Here is a 23,057-nt window from a genome sequence, read left to right on the forward strand (position 1 = left end):
GACGGAGGGCGTCGCGTTCGATGCTGATCGGCATGACCAGTTCTGTTTCGAGATGCCGTGGGACGGATGCGCCCGCGAAGGAGCCGGTGGCGGGGCCCGGGAACGCCCCGGCGGATGCGTCCACCGGGGCGGCGGGCGTCGCGGGAGGCGCCGAAGCGCCCGCCGACCCTCGCCGCTGGCTGGTGCTGGCGATCGCGTCCGCGGCCCAGTTCCTCGCCGTACTCGACCTGATCGCCGTCACCATCGCCTTCCCGGCGATCGGCCGGGACTTCGCGCCCGCGTCCGCCTCCGCGCTGTCGTGGGTGCTCAACGGCTACACCGTCGTCCTCGCCGGGCTGCTCGTACCGGCCGGACGGATCGCCGACGAGGCGGGGCGGCGCCGCTGCTTCCTGGTCGGCATGGTGCTGTTCGGCCTGGCCTCGGCGGCCTGCGGCGCGGCGCCCACCCTGGGTCTGCTGGTCGCGGCCCGTGTGGTGCAGGGCGTGGCGGCGGCGGTGCTGATCCCCACCTCGCTCTCCCTCGCCCTGCCCGTCTTCCCGCCGCACGAGCGGGCGACCGCGGTCGGTGCCTGGACGGCGGTCAGCGCGGTCGCGGCGAGCTCCGGACCGGTGATCGGCGGACTGCTGGCGGCCGCCGACTGGCGACTGGTCTTCCTGATCAACGTCCCGGTGGTGGTCCTCGCGGTCGCGGCGGGGATACGACTGCTGCCCCGCTCCGCGGTGGATCGTGGAGCCCGGCGGAGCCGGGACCTGCCGGGTGCGGCGCTGGTGCTGGTGTGCATCGGCGCACTGGTGACCGGGTGCGTACAGGCCCCCGAGTGGGGATACCGCGCCCCCGCCACCCTCCTCGTCCTCGGCGTCGGCGTGGCGGCCGGCGCCCTCGGGGTACGGCATGCCGGGCGCGCCGCGGAACCCGTCGTGGATCCGGTCCTGTTCCGGACACCCGGTTTCGGGGCGGCCGCCCTGGGGCTGCTCAGCTATTTCGTCGCCTATTCGGTGATGATGCTCGGCGCGACGCTGCTGTTCACCGACGTCTGGCACTACTCGGTCCGGACGGCCGGGCTGGCGCTGGCCCCCTGGCCGCTCACCGTGCTGGTGGTCTCCGCGTTCTCGGGCCGGATCGTGCGGGCGGTCGGGGAACGCGCCACCGGCGTCATCGGGTCGCTCTCCTTCGTCGCCGCCGCGTCGTGGTGGCTCGGGTGCGCGGACGACGGCGCCGCGGGCACGCAGTACGCGGCGCACTTCCTGCCGGGCCTGGTCCTCGCGGGCATCGGCACCGGCCTGTACCAACCGGTCATGTTCGCCGCCGCGGGACTGCTGCCCGCGCAAAGCCTCTCCGTGGGGTCCGGGGTGCTGATGGTTTCGCGGCAGGTGGGTACGGCGCTGGGGGTGGCGGTGCTGATCGCCGTCGTGGGAGGGCAGGGCGGAGGAAAGGGACAACCCGGGCCAGGAATGGGGGAGTTGAGGGTCGGCTGGGTGATCGCGGCGGTGACGGGGGCGGTCGCGGTGGGAGCGGCGGTCACGCTGCGGGCGGGCGGTGACCGCGGCGGGGTCACCCTCCCGGCCACCCGCCGGCAGGACCGTAGGCGCCCCTCCCGGCACCGGCCCCCGTCCGCTCCCTGGTCCCCGCCGGCCGCCGTCGGCCACGCTCCCGCCACCCCCGTCCGCCGACCCGTGCACCTCACATCGGCCGACTCCCTCCACCCGGCCCCCGGAGCGGCCAAGATGGGGAGATGGGATTCCAAGTCGACTCCGAGGCCGGGCGGCTGCGCCGGGTCATCCTGCATCGTCCCGATCTGGAGCTGAAGCGGCTCACCCCCACCAACAAGGACGCCTTGCTCTTCGACGACGTGCTGTGGGTGCGCCGGGCGCGGGCCGAGCACGACGGGTTCGCCGACGTACTGCGCGACCGGGGCGTGGAAGTGCACCTCTTCGGGGATCTGCTGGCCGAGAGCCTGCAGATCCCCGCAGCCCGGGAGCTGGTCCTGGACCGGGTCTTCGACGAGAAGCTGTACGGGCCGCTGGCCACCGACCATCTGCGCGCCGCCTTCGACGAACTACCGGTACCGGCACTCGTCGAGGCGCTGGTCGGCGGGATGACCAAGCGCGAGTTCCTGGAGCAGCATCCCGAACCGACCTCGGTCCGCTTCCATGTGATGGATCTGGACGACTTCCTGCTGGGTCCGCTGCCCAATCACCTCTTCACGCGCGACACCTCCGCCTGGATCTACGACGGGGTGTCGATCAACTCGATGCGCTGGCCGGCCCGCCAGCGCGAGACCGTCCACTACGAGGCGATCTACCGCTACCACCCGCTCTTCCGCGGCGAGGACTTCCACGTCTGGTCGGAGGGGCAGGCGGACTACCCCTCGACGATCGAGGGCGGCGACGTCCTGGTCATGGGCAGCGGCGCGGTGCTGATCGGGATGAGCGAGCGGACCACTCCGCAGGCCGTCGAGCTGCTGGCGCGCGGGCTGTTCGCGGCTGGTTCGGCGCGCACGATCGTGGCGCTGGACATGCCCAAACGGCGGGCCTTCATGCACCTGGACACCGTCATGACCATGGTCGACGGGGATACCTTCACCCAGTACGAGGGCCTCGGCATGCTCCGCTCGTACACCATCGAGCCCGGCTCGGGCGAGACGGACCTCAAGGTCACCGATCATCCGCCGGAGCACATGCACCGCGCCATAGCGGCCTCGCTGGGACTGTCCGACATCCGGGTGCTGACCGCGACCCAGGACGTGCACTCCGCGGAGCGCGAGCAGTGGGACGACGGCTGCAATGTGCTCGCCGTGGAGCCCGGCGTGGTGGTGGCGTACGAGCGGAACGTCACCACGAACACCTTTCTGCGCAAGCGCGGCATTGAGGTGATCACGATTCCGGGGAGCGAGCTGGGCCGGGGCCGGGGCGGGCCGCGCTGTATGAGCTGTCCGGTGGCGAGGGACGCGGTGCCCGGGGCAGGCTGAGGCGTGCGGCGGGTGCGGTGCGGTGGGCGGGGTGCGCGGAGGACGCGGCAGCCGCAGGTACGCCGCGGCGGCGACGGTGTGGCGCGGCTGCCGCGGGTACGACGGCGCTGCCGCAGGTGACGCGGCCGCCGCACGGAGGGCATGCCGTATATAGATACGAGGCGTCGTATACACTTCCAATCCAATCCCGTCCCCGACCGCCGCGAAACAGGAGCCGACCGATGGCGATAGACCTCACGGGCCGCCACTTCCTCAAGGAGCTGGACTTCAGCGCCGAGGAGTTCCGCCGACTGATCGACCTCGCGGCCGAGCTGAAAGCGGCGAAGCGTGCCGGTACCGAGGTCCCCCGCCTCCGCGGCAAGAACATTGCCCTGATCTTCGAGAAGACCTCCACCAGGACCCGCTGTTCCTTCGAGGTCGCGGCCGCGGACCAGGGTGCTTCGACCACCTACCTCGACCCCTCCGGTTCGCAGATCGGGCACAAGGAGTCGGTCAAGGACACCGCGCGGGTGCTGGGCCGGATGTTCGACGGCATCGAGTTCCGCGGCAGCCGCCAGTCCGACGTCGAGGAGCTGGCCGCGTATGCCGGCGTATCGGTCTTCAACGGGCTGACCGACGACTGGCACCCGACCCAGATGCTCGCCGACGTCCTGACCATGGTGGAGCACGGCGGGGGCCGCCCCCTGCAGGAGACCGCCTTCGCCTACCTCGGCGACGCCCGCAACAACATGGGCAACTCCTACCTCGTCACCGGCGCCCTGCTCGGCATGGACGTACGGATCGTGGCGCCGAAGGAGCTCTGGCCCGAGGAGGCGGTGATCACCCGGGCGCACGAGCTCGCCGACACCAGCGGGGCCCGGATCACCCTCACCGAGGACGTCGCCGACGGTGTGCGCGGCGCGGACTTCGTCGCCACCGACGTCTGGGTGTCCATGGGCGAGCCCAAGGAGGTGTGGGACGAGCGGATCGCGCTGCTGGCGCCGTACGCGGTCACGATGGACGTGCTGCGCGCCACCGGCAAGCCGGACGTGAAGTTCCTGCACTGCCTGCCCGCGTACCACGACCTGGGCACGGCGGTCGGCCGGGAGATCCACGCGCGGCACGGCCTGTCGTCGCTGGAGGTCACCGACGAGGTCTTCGAGTCCGCGCACTCGGTCGTCTTCGACGAGGCGGAGAACCGTATGCACACCATCAAGGCGGTACTGGTCGCGACGCTCGCCGGCTGATGCTCGCCGGCCAGGGGATGGCCGCCTTCGCCGCTCGCCCGGCGGCGGCGATATCGCACCACCCATATCGGCAATATCACACTGCATAGGCATACGTTCCAAAGGGCGATCATGCAGCTCCGGCGGCTACCATCGAGCCGCTAGCGGGGTTCGGACCCACCGGTCCGGACCCCGCTCGTGCGTGGCCCACCCGTGCCCCGCGCACCGCACCACCAGAGAGAGAACGCCCATGCGTGCCCCAGGTCCCTCCGGACTGCGCATCAAGTCCCCCGACCTCCTCGTCGCCGAATCGGGCGCGGACCGTGAAGGCAACGGCCTCAAGCGCAGCATGGGCCTCTTCCAGCTCGTCTGCTTCGGCATCGGCGCCATCGTCGGCACCGGCATCTTCGTCGGCCTCTCGGACACCGTCGCCGAGGCCGGCCCCGCGGTCATCGTCTCCTTCCTGCTGGCCGCCGCCACCTGCGTCTTCACCGCCTTCTCCTTCGGGGAACTGGGCGGCGCGATCCCGGTGTCCGGCAGCTCGTATTCCTATGCGTACGCCACGCTCGGCGAGCGCACCGCCTTCCTCGTCGGCTGGTGCCTGCTGCTCGAATACGGCGTCTCGGTGTCGGCGGTGGCCGTCGGCTGGGGGCAGTACCTGAACGAGCTGCTGGGCAGCCTGACCGGCTGGGAGCTGCCGGCCGCGCTCTCCAACCCGCCCGGCGAGGGCGGGATCGTCAACGTCCCCGCCGTCGTCGTGATCCTGCTCGCCGCGCTCCTGCTGGTCCGCGGCATCCGGGAGAGCGCCCGCGCGACCGCCGCGATGGCGGTGCTGAAGCTGGCGATCCTGGTGCTGTTCTGCGCGATCGGCTTCACTGCCTTCCGGGCCGGGCACCTCTCGCCGTTCGCGCCGCAGAGCATCGCCGGGATCACCTCCGGCGCCTCGGTCGCCTTCTTCTCGTACATCGGCTTCGACGCGATCACCACGGCCGGGGAAGAGGTCAGGAACCCGCGGCGGAACATCCCCCTCGCCATCATGGTCTGCATCGGCGTGGTCACCGTGCTGTACTGCCTGGTCGCGGTCTCCGCCATCGGCGCGCTCTCCTCCGACCAGGTCGCCGACCAGCCCGCCGCGCTGTCCTTGATCGTCAACCGGGTCACCCACTCGACGCTCGGCGGCGGTGTCATCGCCTTCGGCGCGGTGGTCGCCATCGCGTCCGTCGTCCTCGCGGTGATGTACGGACAGACCCGCATCCTGATGTCGATGTCGCGGGACGGACTGGTCCCGCGCGTCTTCGAAAGGATCTCGCCGCGTACGTCCACGCCGGTCGCCAACACCTGGATCGTCGCGGCCGTCTTTGCCGTGCCCGCCGCGGTCGTCCCCCTGGACGTGGTGATGAACCTGACCACCATCGGGACGCTGGCGGTCATGGCGGCGGTCAATCTCAGCGTGCTGGTGCTCCGCCGGACCCGGCCCGATCTGCCGCGCCGCTTCCGCGTCCCGTTCTTCCCGCTCAGCCCGATTCTCGGCATCGCCTTCTGCGGCTATCTGATGTACGGCACCGGCCCGGCCACCTGGCTGCAGTTCGTGGGCTTCCTGGTGGCCGGCGCGCTGGTCTACGCGCTCTACGGGCGCCGCCACTCCCGCCTCGGCCAGGTCGGCAGCCCCGGCACGGTCTCCGCGCCGGCCGCGGAGAACCGGGAGAACGAGGGGGACGGCGCGAGGGACAGGGAGAAGGCCAACGACAGCGAGAAGGACATCGAGGAGGACGCCCAGACGGAGCGCGAGGCGGCGGTCAGCGCCGGCGCGGCTGGTGCACTTCGGGAAGGATGAACCAGACCGCCTTACCGCGCCCCGTCCGCCGACAGCCGGAGGCGGAGCTGAGCGAACGCACGAGCAGCAGCCCGCGGTTCCGGATGGCGGGGACGGGGGCGGCTGCCCGGATGGGGGCAGGGCCGGGAGCGGGGGGTGCGGTTACGGCGACCGGTGCGTTCCCTGGTTCGCCGAGCGGCTCGTTCTTCGGTTCGTCCAGCGGGGACGCTGTGTCCGGTCCGGATATCGCCCGGGGTGCGCCCGCCCCGGTCATCGGCAGGGGCCTGCCCGGCCCGACCGCCGGTAGCGGCAGCGGCAGGGGTAGCGGCAGCACCATCGGCAGCGGCTCTCCCAGCCCCTCGAAGAGCACCTCGCCGCCGTCGTGCACCTCCACCTGACACCCGTCCGGCCGCCGCTCCACCACCAGCTCGATGGGGTGACCGTCACTGGTGTGCTTGAGGGCGTTGGCGACCAACTCGGCGGTCAGCAGCTGAGCGGTGGTGCGGTCCGCCGTGGTCCCCAGGTCCTGGAGCGCACAGTGGACCATCGCACGGGCGATGGGGACGGCCGTCGCTTCCCGAGGAAGCGCGATGCGCCAGCTCGACGGCGGAGGCGATTCCAACATGCGCGCGGCGTTCCGTTCGCGGGGGCGGGCTCGGACGGTTCCACCGTAGGAAGCGCGGGGGAGGCCCGGGCAGGGCCGGGCGGCCGCAAGGTACGTGACCCAGGTCATACGCGAGGCGGGACCAAAGTCCCGAACGGACGGGACCTTCGGCCCAGCCCACACCCCGCACCCCACCCGGCCCTCACCACCGCAGCGCTACGGAGGGCGCCGCGGGCCCGGGCGGCACACGGATATCGCGCCCTCATGACGACAGTCACAGAACAGTGATAGCTTCGAAGGGCATCCGGAAGAGCACCACCGGCCGACCCGCCGAAGGGGGCAGGCAGTCCGATGAGTCCGTTCGCAGGATCAGCCCGTAGTACAGAGGCCTGGCAGCACATCCGTGTGACCAGGGAGGACGGGGTCGCCACGGTCACCCTGGCGCGACCGGAGAAGCTCAATGCGCTGACCTTCGAGGCGTACGCCGATCTCCGTGATCTGCTCGCCGAACTGTCCCGGGAGCGCTCCGTGCGCGCCCTCGTGCTGGCAGGGGAGGGGCGCGGGTTCTGCTCGGGGGGTGACGTCGAGGAGATCATCGGGGCCACCCTGGGCATGGACACCGGCCAGCTGCTGGACTTCAACCGGATGACCGGGCAGGTCGTGCGGGCCGTGCGGGAGGCACCGTTCCCGGTGATCGCGGCGGTGCACGGCGTCGCGGCCGGTGCCGGTGCGGTGCTCGCGCTGGCCGCGGACTTCCGGGTCGCCGATCCCTCGGCCCGCTTCGCGTTCCTCTTCACCCGGGTCGGACTGTCCGGCGGTGACATGGGCGCGGCCTATCTGCTGCCGCGGGTCATCGGGCTCGGTCACGCCACCCGGCTGCTGATGCTCGGCGACGCGGTCCGGGCGCCGGAGGCCGAACGACTCGGTCTGATCAGCGAGTTGGCCGACGAGGGACGGGCCGACGAGGCGGCCGCGGCGCTCGCCCGGCGGCTCGCCGAAGGGCCCGCGCTGGCGCACGCACAGACCAAGGCGCTGCTCACCGCCGAACTCGACATGCCGCTGGCCGCCGCCGTCGAGATGGACGCCGCCACCCAGGCACTGCTGATGAACAGCGCCGACTACGCGGAATTCCACGCCGCGTTCACCGAGAAGCGGACGCCCAAGTGGCAGGGGAAATAGCCATGCGGGTCGCGGTCATCGGCGGCGGACCGGGCGGACTGTACGCCGCGGCGCTCCTCAAACGGCTCGACCCCACCCGTGAGATCACTGTCTTCGAGCGCAACGCCCCCGACGACACCTTCGGCTTCGGCGTCGTGCTCTCCGACGAGACGCTCGGCGGCATCGAGCACGCCGACCCGGAGGTCTACCGCGCGCTCCAGGCGGAGTTCGTCCGCTGGGACGACATCGACATCGTGCACCGCGGCCGCACCCTCACTTCCGGCGGACACGGCTTCGCCGCCCTCGGCCGGCGCCGGCTGCTGGCCGTACTGCACCGGCGCTGCCGCGGCCTCGGCGTGGAGCTGCGCTTCCGCACCGAGGCGCCGCCCGCCGCCGTGCTGGCCCGGGAGTACGACCTGGTCATCGCCGCCGACGGCGTGCACAGCGCGACCCGCACCGCGCACGCCGACGTCTTCCGGCCGCAGCTGACCACCCACCGCTGCCGCTACATCTGGCTCGCCGCGGACTTCGCGTTCGACGCCTTCCGCTTCGAGATCGCCGAGACCGAGCACGGCGTCGTCCAGCTCCACGCCTACCCCTACGCCGCTCCTGCTCCCACACCTGTTTCCCCCGACGCCGGCCTCACCCCGCCCCACGCCGGCCCCCCTCTGCCCTCCGCCCGCTCTTCGGCGGAGCCGGCCGGTTCTGACTCGGCCCTCGGTGCGAGCACCGTCATCGTGGAGATGCGGGAGGAGGTCTGGCGGGCCGCCGGGCTGGACCGGGCCGATGAGCGGACGTCGGTGGAGTGGTGCGGCAAGGTCTTCAACGACGCCTTGCGCGGCCGGGCCCTGCGGTCCAACAACTCCAGCTGGATCCCCTTCCGCACCGTCGTCAACGCACGCTGGTCGCACGGCAACACCGTGCTGCTCGGCGATGCCGCGCACACCGCGCACTTCTCCATCGGCTCCGGTACCAAACTCGCCGTCGAGGACGCCCTGGCGCTGGCCGCCTGCCTCGAAGAGCAGCCCGACATCCCTGGCGCCCTCGCCGCCTACGAGGCGGAGCGCCGGCCCGTCGTCGCCTCCACCCAGCGGGCCGCGCGCGCCAGCCTCGCGTGGTTCGAGGAGCTGGCCGGGTACGTCGACCAGCCGCCGCGTCAGTTCGCCTTCAACCTGCTCACCCGCAGCCGCCGCGTCACCCACGACAACCTGCGACTGCGCGACCCTGGATTCGTCGCCGCCGTCGAGGACGAGGCGGGCATCCCGGCCGGCACCCCGCCGATGTTCACGCCCTTCCGGCTGCGCGGGCTCACCCTGCGCAACCGCGTGGTCGTGTCACCGATGGACATGTACTCCTCCGAGGACGGTGTCCCCGGCGACTTCCACCTCGTACACCTCGGCGGCCGGGCCCTCGGCGGGGCCGGACTCGTGATGACCGAGATGGTGTGCGTCAGCGAACGGGGCCGGATCACACCGGGCTGCGCCGGTCTCTACACGGCCGAACAGGCGACGGCCTGGCGCCGCGTCACCGACTTCGTGCACACCCGGGCGCCCGGCACCGCGATCGGCGTGCAGCTCGGCCACTCCGGCCGCAAGGGCTCCACCAAGCTGATGTGGGACGGCATCGACGAACCGCTCGACACCGGCAACTGGCCGCTCGTCGCCGCATCCCCCCTTCCCTACAAGCCCGGCAGCCAACGCCCCCACGAGCTGACCAACGGCGAACTCACCGAACTACGGCGGGAGTTCACCGACGCCGCACGGCGCGCCGCCGACTGTGGTTTCGACCTCCTCGAACTGCACTGCGCCCACGGCTATCTGCTGTCCGGATTCCTCTCCCCGCTGACCAATCAACGCACCGACGCCTACGGAGGTTCCCTGGCCGGCCGGCTCCGCTTCCCGCTCGACGTCTTCGACGCGGTGCGCGAGGTGTGGCCGGACGACCGGCCGATGACCGTCCGGATCTCCGCCACCGACTGGGCCGACGGCGGCACCACCGCCGAGGACGCGGTGGCCATGGCAGCCGCGTTCGCCGAGCACGGCGCCGACGCCATCGACGTCTCCACCGGGCAGGTCGTCTCCGACGAGCGCCCCGACTTCGGCCGCTCGTACCAGACGCCGTTCGCCGACCGGATCCGCAACGCGCTCGGCGTGCCGGTCATCGCGGTCGGCGCGATCTCCTCCTGGGACGACGTGAACTCCCTCGTCCTCGCCGGGCGCGCGGACCTGTGCGCACTGGCCCGACCGCACCTCTACGACCCGCACTGGACCCTGCACGCCGCCGCCGAGCAGGGCTACACCGGCCCGGGCGCCCCCTGGCCACTGCCCTACCAGGCGGGCAGCCGCACCCCGCCCACCGGGCGCACCGACGCACCGAAGCCCCGCCTCACGCTGCGGTGACGGGGGAGGCACGGGCAGCGCGGGCGGGGCCGCTCCAGGAGCCGGTCCGTCAGGGCACCGGCACGCCGGTGATCCGCGCGGCGACCACCGGTTTTCCGTGCTGTTCCACGCCGACCTCGACCCGTCGCGCGCCGCCGGCCGCGACCGGGTCCGGGGTGCGCGCCCGCACCCAACTCGGCGCGTCCAGCTCGGCGTACCGCGCGAAGGAGCACTCCAGCGAGACCGGCAGCATCGGCACCCCGGGAGTCACCGCCTGGGCGGCCTGCCGGGCGGCCTCGACCAGCAGCATGCCGGGGGCGTGGTCGACGGGATGGCCGAAGAGCACCGGATGGGAGGTGTCGACCCGCAGCTGCCAGCGGTCCGGGAGGTCGGTGGGGGAGAGCACCACATCGCGTTCGTGGTCCCGGGCGACCAGCTGCGGACCGACCGGCTCCGGCACCGGCAGCCGGCGGGAGTTGGCGAACGCCAGCTCGCCGTATCTGCCGCGCACCCGGCGGTGGGCCCGCGGGCTGTGGCAGGAGTAGATCAGCCGGGCATGGGCCAAGTGGGCGCCGTCGCACCGGATGCGGAACTCCTGACGGGCGCTGATCAGGCGCTTCCCGCGACGCACCACGTCATGGTCGGTGATCCGCAGCTCCACCTCGGCCGGTTCGTCGGCGGTGCGCAGCGCCTGCGGGGCGAGGTCGTAGCGGACGTGCTGCCAGACGATGGGGTGGTCGAGCGGCACCCGGTGCGCCACATGGCTCAGTAATATCCCCGCCTGCCGCACGGTCTCGATCAACAGCAGCGGATCGTGCAGCCCGGCGACCGGTCCGTAGAAGGCGTGGGCCCGCGGCCACTGGGCGCTGACCACCCAGCTGTTGCCGGGACCGGGCCGCCAGTTGGTGAGGAACACCTCGGATTCGGCGGTGCGGTGTCCGTACGCGCGGAGGCCGGGCGAGGGCGACGAGGTCGGGCGGTTCCCTCCCACCAACGGGGTCGCCCGGGGGTGATGGTCACGTGAGGAGGAGGGCATCAGGGTGGCGCTGGCCATGGGCGTCCCTTTCTGCGGTGCGGCTCTCAGCGCCCTCACGGGCGAACGATCGACGACGGCCCCGAGGTAACTAAGATACGGACCATGTGGTTTGTTTGCCAGGGGCCACATGCCGGAGCGAAGCGCGGATCAGATGGGGACCTGGGTCCTGCGGCCGTGCGGATCGAGCCGGCTCAACGGGCCGGGCGCGGCCAGCCCCGGCAGGGTGTGCTTCCACAGCGCGGTGACCCGCTCGGGGAGGTCGGCGCGGTTGGTCGCGGCCCGCGAGAACAACTGCACGCCCATATAGGCGGCGACGAAGAACTCGGCCGCCCGTTCGGGGACCACGCCCGGCAGTAATTCCCCGTTGTCCCGGGCCTCGCGGAACATCGTCGTGATGATGTCCGTCCACACCTGATAGGGCATCAGCGGTTCCTCGCTGAAGGTCGTCTCCACCGCGATACGGGTGCCGGCCTGCAGCAACGGGTCGCTGCGCAGCGCCAGCGCCACCTGGTGCGTGAAGTCGATGGCGTCCTGGAGGCGGGACGCACTGACCTGTGGGAGGAACGGTTCGGCCTGCTCCGTGATGACGGCACGAGCCAGCGCGTCCTTGGAGGTGAAGTGGAAGTACACCGCCCCTTTGGTGACGCCGGCACGCTGGATGATCTCGGCCATGGTGGCCGCCTGGTAGCCGCGATGTCCTATGACGTGAGCCGCTGCTTCGAGGACCGTGCGTCGGGTACGCAGTGCGCGTTCCTGCTTGACCACAGATCATCCTCCGCATGCTCTCCAGGAGTTGTTCGGCCGTCGACCGCTGCTCGTGGCGGCGCAGTCTATTTGCGCCATCGTAAAGAAGCCAACCATGCGGTATTGAATCCGCGCGCCGCCCGATCCCAAGCCCCGAACGGCCGCGGGGCACTTCATCGGGAGCAGGGCCGGCCCCGCTGCCGCGGTCACGGCGGCGCGCGGGTGTCGGAGGCGGCTGCGCGCTCCGGCGGACTCGGCCACTGCCGTTACACGTGGCGGGCGTTCGCCGTCGGCGGGCGGGTGCGGGGGTGCCGCGGGCGCCGACGGCATCGATGTGCCGGCATCGGCGCGGTGTTCGGGAGTGGCGACGCGGACGCGCGGACGGCGGCGCGTTGGCGTTCACCGGAGGGAGGAGGACGGGCCGCGGGTGCGGCCCGGTACGGCGCGTCGGCTTCGGTTCAGCCGGCCGCAGGCAGTTGTGCCGGTGCGGGGACGCCGGCGGCCGGCACCCGGTCCGGGGCCTCCGGGAGCAGCGCCCACAGTCCGGCGACGGCCTCCTCGTCCCACCAGGTGCCGTCCTCGCCGCCCAGGTGCAGCAGTCCCACCACGACCGAGGTCAGCAGCTGGGCGGTGCGCCGCGGTTCGGCGTCCGGTGCGTCCGCCGCGGCCGGTCCGCCGGGGCTGCCGGTGCCGCAGGTGACGGCCTTGTCGAGGAAGAGCGCGTACCAGCGCTGCTCCAGGGCGTAGATGCCGAGGCCCGGTGCGGTCTCGGGCCGCAGGCGCAGTCCGGCGCGCAGCACCGCGTCGGTCCGCACCCGGCCGAACAGCTCGACGGCGAAGTCCCGTACGGCGTGCGGCAGTGGCTCCGGGGAGCGGGTGAAGGCGTCCTCGATCTCCTGGAGGCTGGCGAGCGCGGAGTCCCGCACCGCGAGGGTCAGGTCGTCCTTGGACGTGAAGTGGAAGTAGAGGGCGCCCTTGCTCAGGCGGGCCCGCCGGCTGATCTCGACCATGCCCGCGGCCGGGACCCCCTTCTCCAGGAAGGTCTCGGCGGCCGAGCGGATGAGTGCCTGGCGGCTCTGGATGGCGCGATGCTGGGTGGGCACGGTGTCCGTCCCGTCTCTAGTACGGCTGCGAGCTCATTGCAGTCTACATAGAAAACCAACCATGCGGTTCGATATGCTTCAGGGGTTTGGCCGGAACTGGCGTCACCTGACGGGAAGTCGACGGTTCGCCGCCCCATCGGGGGCATCGGCGGCCCCTGTGAAGCATGTGTCCCCAGTCTGAACGCTGGAAAGGGTGTTGTCGACCCGTCAGGGAGTGACCAAGGCACATTGACAAACAGCGCAGGCGGTTTTTAAATCTCCGAAGGCGGTAAACGGGACGTTCCCTTCCGTTGCAGCCGCCCCGTCGGTCGCGTGCCGCCCCAGGACAGCGGTGCGCCATGGCGAGACCGCCTCAACCGTTACGAGTCGTCGACCGCGGGCCGCCCCACCAGCAGAGCCGGCAACGTCACCCGAACCCGCACCCCCACCGGAACCCGAAAGGTCTCCAGCCATGCGCGTAGCAACGGAAGTCCGCGAACGTCCCGTGAGAGGCGCACGGGGTACCGGAGTCGACACGCTCCGGGCCGCCGTCTTCGACCTGGACGGCACTCTTGCCAACACCCTGCCCGCAATCAGCAAACTGTTGGTCAAGGTGGCTTCGGAGCAGGGCTGCTCGGTGACCGCGCGGCAGGCGGCGGCAGCCATCGGCAAGCCGCCCGGCCCGGCCTTCGGCCGGCTGCTGGGCCGTCCCGAGGACGACGGACGGGTGCAGGCCGCCATCAACCGCTACCGCGAACTGTTCTCCTACGAAGTGCTCTGCCAGGGGCCGCAGCTGCTCTTCCCCGGCGTGAGCGCGGGGCTGTCCGCCCTGCGCGCCCACGGCGTCGAGCTGGCGGTCGCCACGTCCAAGCCCACCCGCAGCGCCGAGGCGCTGCTCGACGTCATGGGCATCCGCGACCTGGTCGGGCCGGTCATCGGCCAGGACATGGTCCGGCGCGGCAAGCCGCACCCGGAGATGGTGCTGCGGGCGGCCGGCCGCCTGGGGGTCGCGGCCTGGCAGACCGCGTACGTGGGGGACACGGTGGGGGACATGAGGATGGCGGTCACCGCGCGGATGGAGCCGGTCGCGGTGACCTACGGGGTGGGCACGTTCGGCGAGTTGGCCGCGGTCGCCGGTACGCGCATGTGCAGTTCCTTCAAGGACGTGGTGTCGGTGATCGCCGCCGCCCGGCCGCGCCCCGCCATGGCCGCCGGAGCCGCGGGCGCCGCGCGGGCCGTACAGCGCCGCCGCTGACGCGCCGCGGCCGTCACGGCCCGGCCGTCACCTCACGCACGTAACGGGCGCCCGCCGCCTGCAAGGTGTCGTGCAGCCGGCCGAAGACCTCCGCAGCGCGGCCGCCCGGCCAGTCCTCCGGCAGGAGGGGAGAGGGCAGTCCGGGATCCGCGTACGGCAGACGGCGCCAGGCATCCAGGGCCAGCAGATAGTCGTGGTAGGCCGCCTCGCCCGGCACCGTGCGCCGCCGTGACCAGCGGCGCAGCACCGGCTCCTGCTCCGCCAGGAAGGCGCGGTGCTGCGCGGCGATGGCGTCCAGGTCCCACCAGCGCGCCACCGACGAGGCCGTCGGCGCGAAGCCCGCATGGGTACCGGTGAACAGTTCGACGTAGGGGGCGAGTTCGAGCCGCTCCAAGGTGTGCCGGGTCTCCTCGTAGAGGTGTGCGGGGGCGATCCACACACCTGGGGCGGCGGTCCCGAAGCCCAGCCGGGCCAGCCGTGAGCGCAGCAGGTGCCGTTTGTGCCGCTCCTCCTCGGGGACGGAGAAGACGGCCAGCACCCAGCCGTCGGACAGCCGCGCGGCCGGGCGGCCGAAGATCCGCCGGTCGCCGTCGTCCAGCAGCTGGCGGCCCGCGTCCGACAGCCCGTAACCGGCCGCGCCGGTGACGGTGCGCCCGGGGACGAGCAGGCCGCGCCGCTTGAGGCGGGAGACCGCGGAACGCACCGACGGCGGATCGACACCCAGCACACCGAGCAGCCGGATCAGCGCGGCGACCGGCACCGGCCCGGCCGGCTGGTCCGCCGGTCCGGGCTCGTCGCGCCCGTACGCACCGTAGAAGGTGACGATCAGGGACCGTGGGGTGCGCTGTGTCTGCTGGTCGGTCACCGGATCACTGTAGATCGGCGACCGGGTGCGGCCCGCGGGACGGGTCGGCCGGCCCGTGCGGCGCGCGCAGCCGGAAGCGCTGGAGCTTGCCGGTCGGGGTGCGCGGCAGCGCGGTGTGGAAGACGATCTCGCGCGGGCATTTGTACGGGGCGATGCGGGACTTGGTGAAGGCGCGCAGCGTGGCGACGGTGTCCGGGCCCTGGGGCACGCCGGCCCGCAGGACGACGTGGGCGACCACCACCTGCCCGCGCTCCTCGTCCGGCCGCCCGACGACCGCGGCCTCGGTCACGTCGGGGTGGTGCAGCAGTGCGTCCTCCACCTCGGGGCCGGCGATGTTGTACCCGGCCGAGATGATCATGTCGTCCGCGCGGGCCACATAGCGGAAGTAGCCGTCCGGTTCGCGCACATAGGTGTCGCCGGTGAGGTTCCAGCCGTCCCGTACGTACTCGGTCTGCCGCGGGTCCGCGAGGTAGCGGCAGCCCGTCGGGCCGCGGACCGCCAGCAACCCGGGCTCGCCGTCCGGCACCGGCCCGCCGTCCGCGTCCACCACCCGTGCCTCGAAGCCCGGCACCGGCAGGCCCGTCGTGCCGGGCCGGATCGCCTCGTCGGCGGCCGCGATGAAGATGTGCAGCAGTTCCGTGGCGCCGATCCCGTTGATGATCCGCAGACCGGTCGCCCCGTACCAGGACTGCCAGGTGGCGGCGGGCAGGTTCTCCCCGGCCGACACGCAGCGGCGCAGTGAGGAGACGTCGTGCCCGGCGAGCCGGGGCAGCATCGCGCGGTAGGCGGTCGGCGCGGTGAACAGCACCGAGATCCGGTGCCGGGCGATGTCGGCGAGCAGCCGCTCGGGCCCGCCCCAGTCGGCGAGCAGGGCCGAGGCGCCGGCCCGCAGCGGGAAGACCACCAGCCCGCCGAGGCCGAAGGTGAAGCCCAGCGGCGGGCTGCCGGCGAACACGTCGTCCGGGGTGGGCCGCAGCACCTGCGCGGAGAAGGTGTCGGCGATGGCGAGCACGTCCCGGTGGAAGTGCAGACAGCCCTTGGGGCGGCCGGTGGTGCCGGAGGTGAAGGCGATCAGCGCGACGTCGTCGGCCGCGGTCGGCACCGCCTCGTACGGGGCGCCGCCGGGCCGGGCCAGATGCCGCAGGTCGCCCGGTCCGTCACCGCCGTACGTCGTGATGCGCAGCCCGGGGACCCCGGCCTTGGCGAGGTCGTCGACCGACTCGGCCGCGCACAGGGCGTGCTGCACCTGTGCCAGCCCGCAGATCGTGGCGAGTTCGTCGGGGCGCTGGGAGGCCAGGACCGTCACCGCGACCGCGCCGGCCTTCATCACGGCGAGCCAGCAGGCGGCCAGCCAGGGGGTGGTGGGGCCGCGGAGCAGGACGCGGTTGCCGGGGCGGACGCCCAGCGGACCGGTGAGCGCATGCGCGATCGCGTCCACCCGGGCGCGCAGTTCCCCGTACGTCCAGACCCGGCCGGCGGCGTCGCGGAGCGCGGGCCGGTCGGCGCCGTACCGGGCGAGCGAGCCGTCCAGCAACTCGGCGCCGCAGTTCAGCCGGTCGGGATAGCCCAGGTCGGTCAGGTGCGGCCACTGCTCGCGCGGTGGCAGCCGGTCGCGCGCGAAGGTGTCGGTGTGGGCCGAGGACCGTGGCTCCATGGCGGTGCGCCCCCTAGGACGGCCGGGTGGCCGGCTCGGTCGGCTGCTCGTCCCTCCGGCCGGGACCGGCCGACGAGCCGTCGAGACTGCTCCAGAACTGTCAGTTGTTCAGGGACTGTCCGTCGCTCAAGGGCTGTCCCTCGCCCCGGGGGCTGCCGTTCGGATCCGTCGTCAGCGTAACGTGTTCGTGACGGCAGTCAACAGACCGCGATAGAGGACCGCTACCAGGGAGCCGCCTCGTGACTGTATTCGCGCTGGGACCGGACGAGCAGGAATGGTGTGCCGCGTTGCGCGCCATGACGGCCGAACGGCTGAGCCCGCTCGCCGAGAAGGGGACCGAGGGCCGGGTCAACCGCCCCCTGGTCGCCGCCCTCGGCGAACTCGGCCTGCTGCGCCGCCTGTTCCCGGACGACGGACCGCCGCGCGCCCTGGACCTGTGCCTGCTGCGGGAATCCCTCGCGCAGGAGTGCACGGAGGCGGAGACCGCCCTCGCGCTCCAGGGGCTGGGGACCTGTCCGGTCGTCCAGTCGGGGACCGAGGCGCAGCGCGCCCGCTGGGTGCCGGAGGTCGTCGCCGGCCGCGCGGTCGCCGCCTTCGCCCTGAGCGAGCCGGACGCGGGCTCGGACGCCGCCGCGCTGTCGCTGGCCGCCGAGCCGGACGGGCCGGGCCGCTGGCGGCTGACCGGCGAGAAGTGCTGGATCTCCAACGCGCCCGAGGCGGACTTCGCCACCGTCTTCGCCCGCACCGGCGGCGCGCCGGGGTCCCGCGGTGTCACCGCCTTCCTGGTGCCCGCCGACCGGCCCGGCCTGACCGGCGCGTACCTGGACCTGCTCAGCCCGCACCCCATCGGCACGCTGGTCTTCGACGGCACCCCGGTGACCGATGCGGACGTGCTGGGCGAGGTGGACGGCGGCTTCGCCGTCGCGATGCGCACGCTGAACCTCTTCCGGCCGAGCGTGGGCGCCTTCGCGGTCGGTATGGCGCAGGCCGCGCTGGACGCCGCGGTGGCGCACGCCGGCGCGCGCACCGCGTTCGGCGGACCGCTGAAGGACCTGCAGTCCGTCGGCCACCAGCTCGCCGAAATGGCCACCCGCACCGAGGCGGCCCGCCTCCTGGTCTACGCGGCGGCCACCGCGTACGACACCGGGGCCCGCGACATCGCCCGCCGCTCGGCGATGGCCAAGCTGCTGGCCACCGAGACCGCGCAGTACGTGGTCGACGCCGCCGTCCAGATCCACGGCGCCCGCGCACTGCGCCGCGGCCACCTCCTGGAGCACCTCTACCGCGAGGTCCGGGCTCCCCGCATCTACGAGGGCGCCACGGAGGTGCAGCGCTCGATCATCGCGAAGGAGCTCTACCGGGCCTGACCGCCGACGGCGGGCCGTTGCCGGGCACGGCCCGCCGACCGGCGGTCACCCACCGTTCCGACGGGCGAGTGTCAGTGCCGAATGTCAGGCTGAATCCAGAAAGGATCCGCGAAGGGAAACGCCATGATCACTACTGACTTCGTCCCCGGCTCCCCGTGCTGGCTCGATCTGGGCGCGCCCGACGTCGAGGTCGCGACGGCCTTCTACCGAGCGGTGTTCGGCTGGCGGTCGGAGCCGTTCGGTGACCAGCAGGCGGGCGGATACACGCTCTTCCGGCTCGACGGGAAGGCGGTGGGCGCGGTCGGCCCGCTCACCGAGGACGGCGCCACGTCGGCCTGGACGATCTACTTCCACACCCCCGACGCGGACGCCACGGTCAAGGCGGTGGAGCAGGCGGGCGGCTCGGTCCGTTCGCAGCCGGTCATGGTCGGCGCCGAGGACGGCCGCTTCGCGCAGCTCACGGACCCGCAGGGCGCGGACTTCGCCGTCTGGCAGCCCGCGCGGTACCCGGGCTTCGAGGCCGCCGACGCCCCGGGCAGCCTGGGCTGGACGGAGCTGTACACCACCGACCCGGCCGCCGCCCAGACCTTCTACAGATCCGTCTTCGACTGGCACACCCAGGACATGCCGCTCCCCGCCGGAGGCGGCACCTACACCCTCCTCACCCCCGCGCACTGCGGCGACGACCGCACGCACGGCGGCCTCATGGGCGTCCCCACCGACCTCCTCGCCCCCACGGGCAAGCCCTACTGGCACCCCGTCTTCATCTCCAAGGACTGCGACGCCACCGTCGGCCTGGTGACCGGCAACGGCGGCACCCTCTCCATGGGCCCCGAAACCGCCGAGGGCGTCGGCCGCCTCGCCGTCTGCACGGACTCCGCCGGCGCCGAATTCGTCATCCTCACGCCGCACGGGGCGCTGTGACACCGGGGCCCCGGCAGGCCCCGGCTGATGGTTCTGGTCGACCAGCTCCCAGGGCCCCTGATCGGCGCGGGCGGTCCCTGTGCCGAGGGCGAGAGCGAGCCGTATGCGGCTGACCGGCCCCGCCTTGTGCCGTGTCTCAGTTCCAATTGCGCTTGGCGTTGGTGAGCGGGTTCATGGCCTTCACCCACGAAACGTCAGGGATCCAGGACTCCAGGTCCCGTGACCAGCCGCCCAGCCACCCTCCGGGCTTGAGCGTCACGAACATGACGTGGCAGGCGAACTGCTTGTAGAGGGAGCTGCGCTTGGTGTCGGCCATCCCGATTCTGATGGTGAGGGAATGATCGGGCGTCCCGTGTGTGGCCGCAAGAGTGCTCTGTCCGGGCCGTGGGGGCGGGAAAGGCGGAAGGGCTCCACCCGGGTCGCGGGTGGAGCCCTTCCTGTGAGGCCTACTAGCTCGGCCAGGCTACTCCTGGGCGGTGCGGCGTCGGCGCACCCACCACATGAGGCCACCGCCGGCTGCCGCGAGCACCGCGGCGATGCTTGCGATCAGGCTGATGGGGGCATTGTTGCCGGTGTCGGCGAGATCGCCGCCAGGGTCGCCTGGCTTTGATGTGGCCGGGGGCTGTCCGCCGTTGCTGTCGGTCGGGTTCGGTGTGCCCGGTGTGGAGGGCCGGTCCGTCGGGGTCGGTTTGCCGGTGTGCGACGGGGTGGGTGTCGGGGTGGGGTCGCCGCCTGGGTCCTCGCTGCCTTCGTCGCCGCTGGGTCCGGCGCCGAGGTAGAGGGTGTCGGTGTCCCGGTAGGAGGTGTCGTCGGATGTGAGGGAGTTTCGGGTGGTGTTGTCCAGGTCCCGGTTCTCCAGGCGGAAGCGCGTCTTACTGATGTTGCGCTTGGGCTGCTTGGAGAAGTCGACGCCGCCGACGCCCTGCTTGTAGATCTTGCCGCCGTACTCCAGCTCGAACCACTCGATGCCTTCCTTGTACGACTTCATGTACTTGTCCCAGACCTTTTCGCGGGTCCAGTCCTGGTGCGGGGCGCGGATCGGCCACGCGGACACATCATTGGAGTTGATGATCCGGTGGAAGTCCGTCGGAGACTTGGCGTCGGTCTGGCGGATGTACTCGGCGGCGACGCGGGCGTTGTAGACGGCGCGCAGCTCGGCGTACTTGGGGTCCTTGTTCACCCGCTTCTGGATGATCGGGACAATGTTGGCGTTGACCGACGCCTCGATCCGCTTCTTTTCGGCGTCCGAGAGGTCAGTGCACTCGGTGGAGCCGGGGACGGTGTAGTCGACGTCCAGCCACTCGGCGGAGACATCCATCGGCGAGTCGAGGATGTAGATCCCGCCGTCCTGCTCACGGACCTTCGCCTCGTCGGGCTCGATCCAGAACCGGGTACCGGGGAAGCACGGTATGCCGTTGCGGCGCGGCGCGGTGTCCCAGTAGCGCTTACCCTCCACGTGCTTGTTCGGGTTCAGCGCCTCGGAGAAGTCGTACTTCATGAGCAGATCCGCGTCGAGAAGGACACGGCCGGCGTCGGTCTTCCCGAACTTCGCGTCCATGACCTTGCCCGGCTGGTCCGGGTTCAAGTTGACCCAGAACTTCTCAGGAGTCAGCGCGAGCCAGGTGAACAGGGCGTCGGAGGAGAGCTGCATCCTCTGCTCGCCGCCGAAGCCGGGGTTGTTGTCCGGGTCGGGCATCTGGTCGGCACGCATGGAGTACTGCATGCCCTTGCCCTTGCCCAGGCCCCCGACGTACCGGAGCTCCATGGTGGTGAAGTCGACGCCGCCAGGGCCGCCCCTGGGGAGGGTGCCCCTCGGGTCGAGGCGGTTGGCATCCCTCTGGAAGCGCTTGGCCTCTTCCAAGGTCTTGCCGGAGGAGATGGCGCGCTGGTTGGCGGGGCCGCGGGTGCCGCAGTCGTTGGCGCCGCCCGCCATGAGCTGCGTCCGCGTGCCGCCGGTCTGGCAGGCGGGGGCGAACCACCGCTGGTGGTCGGAGAACCCGCGGATCGGGGTGGTCTTGGGTACCGGGTTGTAGAACCGCTGGTTACCGCGGACCTGGCCGGTCTTGCCGCCTCGCATGGCGCTGACGTCGCGTTCCAGGTCGTTGATGTGCTTGACCTGGCCCTTGGTGAACTTCTTCGCGCCGATGAAGCGAAAGGTGTGCTTGGGCATCGACTTGGCGACGACCCGGTCCTTCGCGAGCTGCTTGGCGGTCAGCTTGCTGTTGGATTTGAACTCGTTGAACTCTTTGGTCTTCTGGTTGTAGGCGTCGTAGCGGCGCTCGCCGACCTTGGCGCCGTTCTTGTCGAACAGCTCGACGGTGACCTCACACAGCCAGTCCGGGCCGACCAGGCGGTAGTCCTTGACGAGCTGACGCTCGAAGCCGGAGCCCTTGTGGTTGTTGATCTGGTTGCGGATGTACCTCTTGTCGAACCAGTGCTTGAACCCGAGGCCCTCCTTGTTCGCGAAGTACCGGGCGTAGATCTCCATGGCCCGGTCCTCGGGCTTCTTGGAGATGTCGGCGGCCTTCTTCCAGGCCGCCACGTTCTTCTCCAGGTCACCGGGGACTTTCGACAGCGCTTGCGTCTTCTCGGCGGCCGTCGGCGTCTTCAGGCCGTCGTACGCCTGGCCGGGCAGGTCGTACTCAAACTTCCGCGGGAGGGCGGTGTCCTTGTGGAGGTTCCCGGTCAGGTCGTTGGGGAACCCGGAGTTCGCCGGGGTCTTCGCGGCGGCCGGGAGCTTGTTGCGGACGTCGCAGCGCTGGCCGGAGCCGGGTTTCATCTTCGCCGAGACCGGCGGCAGCTTCGGCGGCGCGGCCTGGACGGCTGGCAGCCCGGTCATGGTGACGGCCGCAGTCAGGCCGAAGGCGGCCGTTAATCGGGCCGCGAACCGCCACCGGGACGGTATGCGGAGCAGTTTGTTCAAGAGCTCGTCTTTCCCTCAGGTGGGGCCTTGAGGGGTCGTGGGCGGCACGTGAGGCCCCCGTGACGTGTACGCGCCGCCCGAACACCATAGTCCCAACTACCCACGAACAAAGAAGAGTTGATGGCGTGTCGAGGTGGTGATCCTCGCCCCTCCAGACAGTGGCCACCGGCTCCTTGCGCCTTAGATGAAGTACAGGCCCTCCATCGAGCAGACGGACAGCTCGCTGTGTTGTACGCGGAAGGCGGTGGTCTGCATCTCCTCCCATCCCCAGGGGTCGGAGTGACCCAGCGCCAGGCCGGCCAGGGAGGGCCATTCGATTTCGTGGAGGGGCTGGTTCATGTCGATGTCGGCGGCGGTGAGCATCCAACTGCTCAGGCCGAGGGAGGCGATGACATCTTGGGGTGAGCCCAGGACGACGAACGGTTCGTCGTCGGGCCAGCCGGAGGCGTGGAACATGGCGCCGTCGGGGAGCATCACGACGGTTTCGGTGTGTTCCATCCCGCCGTAGTAGGTGACGTGGCCGACGATCCGCGCTGCGGGGAAGCGCTCCTGCAGCCGTTCGGCTTCGGCCAACAAGGGGTTTCCGTTTCCGTCGTCGGCGAAGACGGGGGTGGAGATGGCCCGCATGCCGCCCCACACGGAGGCATGAACGATGTCCAGATCGGAACGCACCGACGAGGGCAGCGGCGTCTGCACGGAGCGCGGCCCGAGATCCTCCAGTACCTCCTCGATGCCGTCGAAGGACTCGACGAACAGGCGGGCCTGAGCGGAGTCGTTGGCCGGGAGGCTGCGGGCGTCGATGTTGAACGGCGGCTGAGCCACGGTGAGATGACACAGGCCCATCGAGCCGCGAACTATCCGTTCCGGGGCAGAAGTCCAGTACTTGGTATCGGTCATGCGGGCCACCGTAGCGGCCGGCGGTGACAGCCCTCCCCCATGCGCTCTGCCCACCTCATGCGGCCGACCGCAAGCAGGTCGCCTCCCGCCTCTGCCCCGAAGTCCCGGAGAAATCCCACAGGTGCCGCCGCGCCCCCTCCAGACCCGCATCAGCACAGGTCAGGCATGGGCGCGGCGGCATTTC

Annotated in this window: 18 protein-coding genes; 9 read left to right on the forward strand and 9 right to left on the reverse strand. The window is 71.5% G+C overall.

Annotated features, from left to right (window positions below):
* Positions 1–32 precede the first annotated feature (32 nt).
* From ACGF4C_RS04265 to ACGF4C_RS04280, 4 genes are all read left to right on the forward strand, one after another.
* A complete protein-coding gene (locus ACGF4C_RS04265; protein ID WP_393563120.1) occupies positions 33–1,805 on the forward strand; it encodes an MFS transporter in 1,773 nt (590 codons plus the stop codon).
* Positions 1,733–2,968 (forward strand): arginine deiminase, encoded by a 1,236-nt coding sequence (locus tag ACGF4C_RS04270; protein WP_393563122.1) that lies wholly within the window; start codon positions 1,733–1,735, stop codon positions 2,966–2,968. The genes ACGF4C_RS04265 and ACGF4C_RS04270 overlap by 73 nt, the downstream gene beginning before the upstream one ends.
* Before the next feature lie 221 nt (positions 2,969–3,189).
* On the forward strand, positions 3,190–4,194 hold the full coding sequence (argF, locus tag ACGF4C_RS04275; protein WP_393563124.1) for an ornithine carbamoyltransferase: 1,005 nt from the start codon (positions 3,190–3,192) through the stop codon (positions 4,192–4,194).
* Between the two features lie 229 nt (positions 4,195–4,423).
* Positions 4,424–6,007 carry an amino acid permease gene (locus ACGF4C_RS04280; RefSeq protein ID WP_393563125.1) on the forward strand — a complete coding sequence of 528 codons (1,584 nt, stop codon included), beginning with the start codon at positions 4,424–4,426 and terminating at the stop codon, positions 6,005–6,007.
* Here ACGF4C_RS04280 and ACGF4C_RS04285 read toward each other — a convergent pair.
* A complete protein-coding gene (locus tag ACGF4C_RS04285; protein WP_393563127.1) occupies positions 5,970–6,611 on the reverse strand; it encodes a hypothetical protein in 642 nt (213 codons plus the stop codon). The two genes, ACGF4C_RS04280 and ACGF4C_RS04285, sit on opposite strands and share 38 nt — an antisense overlap.
* A 330-nt stretch (positions 6,612–6,941) precedes the next feature.
* Here ACGF4C_RS04285 and ACGF4C_RS04290 point away from each other — a divergent pair, with 330 nt between their 5' ends.
* Both ACGF4C_RS04290 and ACGF4C_RS04295 read left to right on the forward strand, forming a co-directional pair.
* Positions 6,942–7,769, forward strand: a complete 828-nt coding sequence (locus ACGF4C_RS04290) for an enoyl-CoA hydratase family protein (RefSeq protein ID WP_030811271.1) — start codon at positions 6,942–6,944, stop codon at positions 7,767–7,769.
* A gap of 2 nt (positions 7,770–7,771) precedes the next feature.
* A complete protein-coding gene (locus ACGF4C_RS04295) occupies positions 7,772–10,147 on the forward strand; it encodes an FAD-dependent monooxygenase (RefSeq protein WP_393563450.1) in 2,376 nt (791 codons plus the stop codon).
* A gap of 49 nt (positions 10,148–10,196) precedes the next feature.
* Here ACGF4C_RS04295 and ACGF4C_RS04300 read toward each other — a convergent pair whose 3' ends face one another.
* From ACGF4C_RS04300 to ACGF4C_RS04310, 3 genes are all read right to left on the reverse strand, one after another.
* Positions 10,197–11,180 (reverse strand): ScbA/BarX family gamma-butyrolactone biosynthesis protein, encoded by a 984-nt coding sequence (locus ACGF4C_RS04300; protein ID WP_393563129.1) that lies wholly within the window; start codon positions 11,178–11,180, stop codon positions 10,197–10,199.
* Between the two features lie 129 nt (positions 11,181–11,309).
* Positions 11,310–11,927: a ScbR family autoregulator-binding transcription factor gene (locus ACGF4C_RS04305; protein ID WP_393563130.1), complete on the reverse strand. Its 618-nt coding sequence runs from the start codon at positions 11,925–11,927 to the stop codon at positions 11,310–11,312.
* Between the two features lie 437 nt (positions 11,928–12,364).
* Complete coding sequence (locus ACGF4C_RS04310; protein WP_030414260.1) at positions 12,365–13,009, reverse strand: TetR/AcrR family transcriptional regulator; 645 nt, start codon at positions 13,007–13,009, stop codon at positions 12,365–12,367.
* Between the two features lie 484 nt (positions 13,010–13,493).
* Here ACGF4C_RS04310 and ACGF4C_RS04315 point away from each other — a divergent pair, with 484 nt between their 5' ends.
* Positions 13,494–14,243, forward strand: a complete 750-nt coding sequence (locus ACGF4C_RS04315; protein WP_362136863.1) for an HAD family hydrolase — start codon at positions 13,494–13,496, stop codon at positions 14,241–14,243.
* A gap of 13 nt (positions 14,244–14,256) precedes the next feature.
* Here ACGF4C_RS04315 and ACGF4C_RS04320 read toward each other — a convergent pair whose 3' ends face one another.
* Both ACGF4C_RS04320 and ACGF4C_RS04325 read right to left on the reverse strand, forming a co-directional pair.
* Complete coding sequence (locus ACGF4C_RS04320) at positions 14,257–15,108, reverse strand: PaaX family transcriptional regulator C-terminal domain-containing protein (RefSeq protein WP_351533826.1); 852 nt, start codon at positions 15,106–15,108, stop codon at positions 14,257–14,259.
* A 4-nt stretch (positions 15,109–15,112) separates the two neighbouring features.
* A complete protein-coding gene (locus tag ACGF4C_RS04325) occupies positions 15,113–16,762 on the reverse strand; it encodes an AMP-binding protein (protein ID WP_393563133.1) in 1,650 nt (549 codons plus the stop codon).
* A gap of 239 nt (positions 16,763–17,001) precedes the next feature.
* On the opposite strand from ACGF4C_RS04325, the gene ACGF4C_RS04330 reads away from it, so the two are divergent.
* On the forward strand, positions 17,002–18,129 hold the full coding sequence (locus ACGF4C_RS04330) for an acyl-CoA dehydrogenase family protein (RefSeq protein WP_393563135.1): 1,128 nt from the start codon (positions 17,002–17,004) through the stop codon (positions 18,127–18,129).
* A gap of 123 nt (positions 18,130–18,252) precedes the next feature.
* Positions 18,253–19,053, forward strand: a complete 801-nt coding sequence (locus ACGF4C_RS04335) for a VOC family protein (protein ID WP_393563137.1) — start codon at positions 18,253–18,255, stop codon at positions 19,051–19,053.
* Between the two features lie 136 nt (positions 19,054–19,189).
* Here the strand turns inward: ACGF4C_RS04335 and ACGF4C_RS04340 are convergent, their stop codons facing one another.
* The 3 genes from ACGF4C_RS04340 to ACGF4C_RS04350 form a co-directional block, all read right to left on the reverse strand.
* Positions 19,190–19,369 carry a hypothetical protein gene (locus ACGF4C_RS04340; protein WP_393563139.1) on the reverse strand — a complete coding sequence of 60 codons (180 nt, stop codon included), beginning with the start codon at positions 19,367–19,369 and terminating at the stop codon, positions 19,190–19,192.
* 147 nt (positions 19,370–19,516) lie between these two features.
* Positions 19,517–21,976 carry a hypothetical protein gene (locus ACGF4C_RS04345; RefSeq protein WP_393563140.1) on the reverse strand — a complete coding sequence of 820 codons (2,460 nt, stop codon included), beginning with the start codon at positions 21,974–21,976 and terminating at the stop codon, positions 19,517–19,519.
* A 180-nt stretch (positions 21,977–22,156) separates the two neighbouring features.
* On the reverse strand, positions 22,157–22,873 hold the full coding sequence (locus ACGF4C_RS04350; protein ID WP_393563142.1) for a DUF6333 family protein: 717 nt from the start codon (positions 22,871–22,873) through the stop codon (positions 22,157–22,159).
* Positions 22,874–23,057 lie beyond the last annotated feature (184 nt).

The organism is Streptomyces sp. NPDC048197, from assembly GCF_043202395.1.
Classification (GTDB): Bacteria; Actinomycetota; Actinomycetes; order Streptomycetales; family Streptomycetaceae; genus Streptomyces; species Streptomyces siderophoricus.